Origin of the sequence: Vibrio sp. YT-17, from assembly GCF_033337375.1 — a bacterium.
GTDB lineage: Bacteria > Pseudomonadota > Gammaproteobacteria > Enterobacterales > Vibrionaceae > Vibrio > Vibrio alginolyticus.
Genome location: NZ_JAWOQP010000095.1, coordinates 903 through 1,365 on the forward strand (window position 1 = coordinate 903; position 463 = coordinate 1,365).

Genomic DNA, 463 nt, shown 5'->3' on the forward strand with positions numbered 1-463 from the left:
CAGAATTGTTACCACAGCCACCGAAACAGACGTTACGTACGCGGGCTATCCAATCGGTTGAAGCGTCAAGCGTGGTTTGTGACGTAGAATCGTTCACAACCACCAACAGCAACGACTTGATCAGCGCGATAAAAACTCAAGGTGCAAGTTGCATCAACGAGCTGTTCTCTGCTCAAAGCCGAGTGCAAGAAGCGGCGTTTGATTCTGACCACATGTACAACGTGGCAAAGCATACGGTGACTTTGGCGAAGGCCTATACTGGCGGCGGTAGTGATGAGCTTGAAGCCTTGTACTTGTATTTGCGCGCTGGCTATTACGCCGAGTTTTACAACAACAATATCTCGTTTGTTTCTTGGGTCACGCCCGCAGTGCAAGAGGCGGTAGACGCGTTTGTAAACAACGCTAATTTTTACGAAAACAGCGACCCGCACGGCAAGGTATTAAGTGAAGTGATCATCACGAT

The 463-nt window shown here is 49.0% G+C and carries 1 protein-coding gene; it reads left to right on the forward strand.

Translation table 11 applies throughout. From position 1 onward, the window contains the following. Positions 1-463: M9 family metallopeptidase N-terminal domain-containing protein (locus R7F67_RS24110; RefSeq protein ID WP_318057448.1), on the forward strand; the 463-nt coding region annotated here is incomplete at both ends.